This is a genomic window from Rhodovulum sp. (genome assembly GCF_011048875.1).
GTDB lineage: Bacteria > Pseudomonadota > Alphaproteobacteria > Rhodobacterales > Rhodobacteraceae > Rhodovulum > Rhodovulum tesquicola.
Genome location: NZ_DSDD01000004.1, coordinates 1 through 7,767, shown reverse-complemented (window position 1 = coordinate 7,767; position 7,767 = coordinate 1). Strand labels below are relative to the sequence as shown.

Below are 7,767 nucleotides of genomic sequence, written 5' to 3'. Positions count from 1 at the left end.
TCCAGCGTGACGTCATGCAGGAACCGGCCCAGCGCCAGACTGGTGATGTGCATGCGCTGCTCGGTGAATTCGGAATCGAACAGCGTTGTCTCGATCAGCCCGCGCTCTTCTTCGTCCAGATCCAGCACCTGGGGTTCGGGGATGTCGGTCTGAACCGAAACGAAGGTCAGCGGAGCAATCCGGGCCAGTGCGGATTGTTCGATCACCAGATGCAGTTCGCCCGCCTTGAGCCCCCGTTTCGCGGCGATCCGGGTCAGGATCTCGCGGCCCCGCGCGCGGGCAATGTCGGCGCCGCGCTCGGCCTCTTCCTCGGGCATCAGGCGGCGGCGGCGTTCGGGGTTGTCGACCGAAAGCACACGGGATTCGACAAGATAGACCACCAGGAACATCAGCGCGGGCGCCTGACCGATCGCCAGCGCATGTTCGGGCAGCATCAGGATCAGGACCGGGAACGGGCTGAGCGCCAGCAGGTAGCGCAGGAACGAGACCTCGACCACCATCCTTCGGTAAAGCGGACCGCCGAACGAGCCCCGCGGCAGGACCGAGAATCCATGCGCGAAAAGCCCCCGCGGCACCTTGCGGATCTTCATGGTCGAGGGGCTGGACACGGTCGAAGGCGTGATGACGTGAAGCATGGCGCAGCCTCTGTTATGTCGAGGACAAATAAGTCTAGCCCCGCCCGGCCCGCCGTCCAGCCCTGTGCCCGGCAGGGATTCGACGCGCCGCCCGGTCCCTGCTAACCTGACGGTCGAGTCCGGGCCCGCCGGCCCGCCCCGCCGGGTGCGGCAAGAGCGGGGCATTGACCAAAGGGGGGTGCCCCCTTAACCCCGAAGACCGACAGCGACCGGAGGACGGCCCATGCGACCCGCCAACGAAGCCCTGATCGTGATCGACGTGCAGAACGATTTCTGCACCGGGGGCGCGCTTGCCGTTCCCGGCGGCGAAGACGTGGTGCCGCGGATCAACACGCTGATGGACGAGTTCCAGACCCGCGTGCTGACCCAGGACTGGCACCCGGCCGACCACGCGTCCTTTGCGGCCAGCCACCCGGGCAAGCAGCCCTACGAGGTGGTCGAGATGCCCTATGGTCCGCAGATCCTGTGGCCTGTCCATTGCGTGCAGGACACCCCGGGCGCGGCCTTCCATGCCGATCTCGACCTGACGCGGGCCGACCATGTCGTGCGCAAGGGCTTTCGCCCCGGGATCGACAGCTATTCGGCCTTCTTCGAGAACGATCACGAGACGCCCACCGGGCTTGACGATTTCCTGACGGCGCGCGGGATCGACCAGTTGACGCTGGTGGGACTTGCCACCGATTTCTGCGTGCTCTACTCGGCGCTCGATGCCGCGCGTCTGGGCTATCGCGTGACGGTGATCGAGGGGGCGTGCCGCGGCATCGACCTGAACGGTTCGCTGGAAGATGCGCGTCAGGCGATGCTGGATGCGCATATCGTGCTGGAGCCCTGAGAATGCTGGACATCGCCAAGCGGGTCTACAACCACCACTGGAAGATCGACCCGATTGTCCGCTCGCTGCTCGATACGGATTTCTACAAGCTGCTGATGTGCCAGTCGGTCTTTCGGAACCGGCCCGACACGCAGGTGACCTTCAGCCTGATCAACCGCACAACCGATATCCGGCTGGCCGAGCTGATCGACGAGGGCGAGTTGCGCGAGCAGCTTGACCATATCCGCACCCTGCGGCTGGCCCGCGGCGAAAGTACCTGGCTGCGTGGCAATACCTTTTACGGCAAGCGGCAGATGTTCCGCCCCGATTTCATGGAATGGTACGAGGGGCTGCAACTGCCGCCCTATCACCTGGAGAAGCGCGACGGTCAGTATGAACTGACCTTCGAAGGGCGCTGGCCCGAGGTGATGATGTGGGAAATCCCCGCGCTGGCCGTGCTGATGGAACTGCGCTCGCGCGCGGTGTTGCAGGCGATGGGCAAGTTCGAGCTTCAGGTGCTCTATGCCCGGGCGATGACCAAGCTTTGGGAAAAGATCGAGCGGTTGCGCCCCGTCGAGGGGCTGAAACTGGCCGATTTCGGCACGCGGCGGCGGCATTCCTTCCTGTGGCAGGACTGGTGCGTTCAGGCGATGATCGAGGGGCTGGGGCCGAAATTCGTCGGCACCTCGAACTGCCTGATCGCGATGCGCCGCGATATCGAGGCGATCGGCACCAATGCCCACGAACTGCCCATGGTCTATGCCGCGCTGGCCGAGACCGACGAGGATCTGCGCCAGGCGCCCTACAGGGTGCTGGCCGACTGGCACGAGGAGCATGACGGCAACCTGCGCATCATCCTGCCCGACACGTTCGGCACCAAGGGTTTCTTGCAGCACGCGCCCGACTGGCTGGCGGGCTGGACCGGGATCCGGGTGGATTCAGGCGATCCCGTCGAAGGCGCCGAGACCGCCATCGCCTGGTGGACCGAACGCGGCGAGGACCCGCGCAAGAAGCTGATCATCTTCTCGGACGGGTTGGATGTGGACGTCATCACCGACCTGCACGCCCGATTCGCGGGGCGTGCCCGGATCAGCTTTGGCTGGGGCACGTTGCTGACCAATGATTTCCGCGGGCTGGTGCCGGGTGACACGCTGTCGCCCTTCTCGCTGGTCTGCAAGGCCGTCAGCGCGAATGGTCGGCCGACGGTCAAGCTGTCGGACAACCCCAACAAGGCGATGGGCCCCGCTGACGAGGTCGCGCGTTACAAGCGTGTCTTCGATGTGGGGGCACAGCGCCCGCTTGACGTCGTGGTCTGACCGCCGCCCCGTCCCGGCCGGGCGAGATCGCCTTTTTCGCGTCCGTTTGGCCCGGAAATCGCGTCAAGAGGTTTTCAACAATGCCCTGAAACAGTATCTCACACCGCGGCGGCGGTCTGTGCGCCATGACCCGACGCGCCGCGACCCGGGTCTGGGGATAACCGAAGCAAGGGGCATGTGAGCTGATGGAAATCATCCTCAACTCGGCCTTCGGAGAGGTCGCCTTGCTGCTGGTCATGGCGGCGGTGATCGGTTTTCTGGGGATCATCCTGCGTCAGCCGCTGATCGTCAGCTTCATCGCGGTGGGGCTGATCGCCGGGCCTTCGGCGCTGGACCTCGTGCGTTCCGACGAACAGATCAACCTGTTGTCGCAGCTCGGGATCGCGCTGCTGCTGTTCCTGGTCGGCATCAAGCTCGACGTCAAGCTGATCCGCTCGCTCGGGGGGGTGGCGGTGCTGACCGGCCTGGGCCAGGTCGCGTTCACCTCGATCTTCGGCTACCTGATCGGGCTGGCGCTGGGGCTGGGCCATATCACCAGCCTTTATGTCGCCGTCGCGCTGACCTTTTCCTCGACCATCATCATCGTCAAGCTGTTGTCGGACAAGCGCGAGATCGACAGCCTCCATGGCCAGATCGCGCTGGGCTTCCTGATCGTGCAGGACCTGGTCGTGGTGCTGGCGATGATCGTGTTGTCGGCCATTGGCATCGGCGCGGCGGCCGACGGGCATGGCGGCGGGTCGGTCGTGGTGGTGCTGTCCTCGGGCGTGGCGATGGTGGCGCTGGTGATCCTGTTCGTGCGCTACGTCGCCGACCCGCTGACCGAGCGGCTGGCGCGCGCGCCCGAATTGCTGGTGATCTTTGCCATCGCGCAGGCCGCGATCTTCGCCGCGATCGGCGATTTCGTGGGCTTGGGCAAGGAGGTGGGCGGGCTGCTGGCGGGCGTGTCGCTGGCCTCGACCCCCTATCGCGAGACGATCGCGGCCCGGCTGTCGCCGCTGCGGGACTTCCTGCTGCTGTTCTTCTTCATCGCGCTCGGCTCGTCGCTTGATTTGTCGCTGCTGGGTGCGCATGTGACGGGCGCCGTCGTGTTCTCGCTGTTCGTGCTGATTGGCAACCCGTTGATCGTGCTCGTCATCATGGGGGCCATGGGCTACCGCAAGCGCACCGGCTTCCTTGCCGGTCTGACCGTCGCACAGATCAGCGAGTTCTCGCTGATCTTCGTCGCGATGGGCGTGGCGCTGGGGCATGTCCAGCAGGACGCGCTGGGCCTTGTGACCATGGTCGGGCTGGTGACCATCGCGGCCTCGACCTACATGATCACCTATTCGCACCAGCTTTACCGCCTGTTCGAGCCGGTGCTGGGCATCTTCGAGCGCCGCGGAACCCCGCGCGAGCCGAATGGGGGCCAATCCGCGCCGCAGGACGGCTGTCCGGTTCTGGTGTTCGGGCTGGGTCGGTTCGGCGCGGCCATCGCGGTGCGACTGCGGAAACGCGGCATCAAGGTGTTGGGAGTGGATTTCAGCCCGCAGGCGGTGCGCCGCGCCCGCGCGCTGGGGATACGGGCGAAATACGGCGATGCCTCGGACCCGGAATTCGTGAGCGAACTGCCGCTGGCGCGGGCCGACTGGATCGTCTCGACCGTACCGATCCATGTTGGCGGCCTCAGCCACGAGGATACCCGCCGGACCCTGATCCAGCTTGCGCGGACCGCGGGCTTTCGCGGGCGCATCGCGGTCACCTCGCACACGGCCAGGGACACCGAAGAGCTGACCGTCGCGGGCGCCGATATCGTGCTGGAACCGTTCCAGGACGCCGCCGACCGGGCCGTGGAACTGCTGACGGGTGCTCCCGAAACGGAGCGCACCGAAATCCCCGAGATCGACGGCGAGGAATTGCGGACCGCCTGATCCGACACGCATTCACCATGTCCGCGCCAAAGGAGACAGGATGCCCGAAATGTCGCAACCCCTCCACGCGCTGTCCGCCCGGCAGGCGCTGTCGGCGGTCGAGTCCAGCCCCGATGGGCTGAGTTCCACCGAGGCCCGCCGCCGCCTTGACACCCATGGCGAGAACCGCCTGCCCGAGCCGCCCCGGCGCAGCGCGATCATGCGTTTCCTGTTGCAGTTCAACAACGTGCTGATCTACGTCCTGCTGGTCGCGGCGGTGGTTACGGCCGCCTTGAACCATTGGATCGACACCGGCGTCATCATCGCGGTCGTCGTCGTCAACGCGATCATCGGCTTCATCCAGGAGGGCCGCGCCGAACAGGCGATGGAGGCGATCCGCGGCATGCTCGCGCCGCGCTCGGCGGTGCTGCGCGACGGACGGCGGATCGGCGTCGATGCCGCGGAACTGGTCCCCGGTGACATCGTGCTGATCGAGGCGGGCGACCGGGTGCCCGCGGATATCCGGCTGATCGAGGCACGCGGGCTGAAGGCCGAAGAGGCGATCCTGACCGGCGAATCCGTGCCGGTCGACAAGGGCACCGAGCCCGTAGCCGCCGGGGCCGCGCTGGGCGACCGCACGCCGATGCTGTTCTCGGGCACGCTGATCGCCACCGGCACGGGCCGCGGGGTCGTCGTCGAAACCGGCGCGCGCACCGAAATCGGCCGGATCAGCGGCATGCTGGCCGAAGTCCAGACGCTGACCACCCCGTTGGTGCACCAGATGGACATCTTCGCGAAATGGCTGACGGTGTTCATCCTGCTCGTGGCGGCGAGCCTGCTGGGCTATGGCTATTTCGTCAGCCACATGGAGTTTTCCGAACTGTTCATGGCGGTTGTCGGCCTGTCCGTCGCGGCAATCCCCGAGGGGCTGCCCGCGGTGCTGACGATCACGCTGGCGGTGGGCGTGCAGGCCATGGCGCGGCGCAACGCCATCGTCCGTCGGCTTCCGGCGATCGAGACGCTGGGCTCGGTCTCGGTGATCTGTTCGGACAAGACCGGCACGCTGACCCGCAACGAGATGATGGCCGCAAGCCTTGTCGCCGCCGCCCGGGTCTACGCGGTCGAAGGCGAGGGCTATGCCCCCGAGGGGCGGGTGCGTCCTGAGGGCGATGATCCCGATGCCGGAGCGCAGGCGGTTCTGACGGAATTCGCGCATGTCGCGGGGCTGTGCAACGATGCGGTGTTGCATGGCGCCGAGGCGGGTTGGCGGGTCGAGGGCGATCCGATGGAAGGGGCGCTGATGGCGCTGGCCGGCAAGATCACGGGCGATGGTCCCGACCCCTTCCGCACCTGGACCCGTACCGACACGATCCCCTTCGATGCGGCGCATCGCTACATGGCCACGCTGCACCACGACCACGAGGGCCACGCCGCGATCCATGTCAAGGGCGCCCCCGAGGCGGTGCTGGCCATGTGCGCCGACCAGCGGGCCGAGGGCGGCGGCACCGAGCCGCTGGCCCCCGGGCACTGGCATCACATGGTCGAGCAACTGGCCGCGCAGGGTCAGCGCGTGATCGCCATTGCCACGCGCAGCGTGCCGCAGGAGCACACGACCCTGAACACCGCCGATCTGGACGGGAATCTGACGCTGATCGGGCTGATCGGGCTGATCGACCCGCCCCGGCCCGAGGCGGTTGCCGCGGTGGCCGAGTGTCATGCGGCCGGGATAAGGGTCAAGATGATCACCGGCGACCATGCCGCCACCGCACAGGCCATCGCCGCGCAGATCGGGCTTAAGAACACCGCGACCGTCCTGACCGGTGCCGATATCGAGGCGATGGACGATGCCGAACTGGCCGAGATCGCGGTCGGGACCGACATCTTCGCCCGCACCTCGCCCGCCCACAAGCTGCGGCTGGTGACGGCGCTGCAATCGCGCGGGCTTACCGTGGCGATGACCGGCGACGGGGTGAACGACGCGCCCGCGCTGAAGCGCGCGGATGCCGGCATCGCGATGGGCCAGAAGGGCAGCGAGGCGGCCAAGGAAGCCTCGGAGCTGGTGCTGGCCGATGACAATTTCGCCTCGATCGCCGCCGCCGTGCGCGAGGGGCGCACCGTCTATGACAACATCAAGAAGGTCATAAGCTGGACGCTGCCCACCAATGGCGGCGAGTCGATGACCATCGTTCTGGCGCTGGCGCTGGGCATGGCGCTGCCGATCGCCCCGGTCCAGATCCTGTGGGCCAACATGATCACGGCCGTCACGCTGGGCATCGCGCTGGCCTTCGAACCGACCGAGGCGAATACCATGCGCCGCCCGCCCCGCCCGCGCGACGAACCGCTGCTGACCGGCGAACTGGTCTGGCATATCGTGCTGGTCTCGGTGCTGTTCCTGGCGGGGATCTACGGCGTCTATGCCTATGCGCTGGACCGCGGCTACGATCAGGACGTGGCGCGAAGCATGGCGTTGAACACGCTGGTCGTGCTGGAGATCTTCCACCTGTTCTTCATCCGCAACATCCACGGCACCTCGCTGACCTGGGCTGCGGTCAGGGGCACGCGGGTTGTGTGGATCTGCGTCCTCACCGTGACGGCGGCGCAATTCGCGATCACCTATCTGCCGCCCTTGCAGATGCTGTTCGGCACCGCGGCGATCCCGTTCCTGGACGGTGTGCTGATCGTCGCGGTGGGGGTGCTGTTCTTCGCGCTGATCGAGACCGAGAAACAGATGCGGCTGGCCTTCCGGCGCCCGGCGCAGGCGGCCCCGCCGCCGCGCGACTAGCTGCAGCTGCGCCAGTAGGAATAGACCACGCCCGATGAAATCAGCATGACCAGGACGCCCAGCATGCTGAACACCTTGCCCAGCCAGGACAGCAAGGGCCAGTCCGGCAGGGCAAGGCCGGTCAGCAGCAGCGCCGCGCCCGCGAGGCCGATCAGCAGGAAATCCCGCGCCATGGCGGCCGGGCTGCGCCAGCCGCGGCCCAGGAGCGCCCGCAGCAGGGGTGACCCCGAGGCCAAGCCGCGCCGGTCGGCCATGTTCTGGGCGCGCGCGGGCGCGGTCGCGATCAGACCCTGGCGCAGCGGCGCAGCGCGGGGGGGCGGCGCCGCTGCGCCAGGGT

General features: G+C 67.1%; 6 protein-coding genes. 4 read left to right on the top strand and 2 right to left on the bottom strand.

What is annotated here, in order from left to right; genetic code table 11:
* The coding region (locus ENN83_RS00065) for a hypothetical protein (protein ID WP_287182595.1) at positions 1–635 on the bottom strand (635 nt) is incomplete at its 3' end.
* Positions 636–858: 223 nt separating this feature from the next.
* Between ENN83_RS00065 and pncA the strand changes: the two genes are divergently transcribed.
* From pncA to ENN83_RS00045, 4 genes are all read left to right on the top strand, one after another.
* Positions 859–1,467 carry a bifunctional nicotinamidase/pyrazinamidase gene (gene pncA, locus ENN83_RS00060; RefSeq protein ID WP_287182594.1) on the top strand — a complete coding sequence of 203 codons (609 nt, stop codon included), beginning with the start codon at positions 859–861 and terminating at the stop codon, positions 1,465–1,467.
* 2 nt (positions 1,468–1,469) lie between these two features.
* Positions 1,470–2,762 (top strand): nicotinate phosphoribosyltransferase, encoded by a 1,293-nt coding sequence (pncB, locus tag ENN83_RS00055; protein ID WP_287182592.1) that lies wholly within the window; start codon positions 1,470–1,472, stop codon positions 2,760–2,762.
* Between the two features lie 185 nt (positions 2,763–2,947).
* Positions 2,948–4,669, top strand: a complete 1,722-nt coding sequence (locus tag ENN83_RS00050; RefSeq protein WP_287182590.1) for a cation:proton antiporter — start codon at positions 2,948–2,950, stop codon at positions 4,667–4,669.
* 49 nt (positions 4,670–4,718) lie between these two features.
* Positions 4,719–7,430, top strand: coding sequence for a cation-transporting P-type ATPase (locus ENN83_RS00045; protein ID WP_287182588.1), 2,712 nt, complete (start codon positions 4,719–4,721; stop codon positions 7,428–7,430).
* On the opposite strand, the gene ENN83_RS00040 is transcribed toward ENN83_RS00045, so the two are convergent.
* Positions 7,427–7,767, bottom strand: a 341-nt coding sequence (locus tag ENN83_RS00040) for a hypothetical protein (RefSeq protein ID WP_287182587.1), incomplete at its 5' end; no start/stop codon positions are given. The two genes, ENN83_RS00045 and ENN83_RS00040, sit on opposite strands and share 4 nt — an antisense overlap.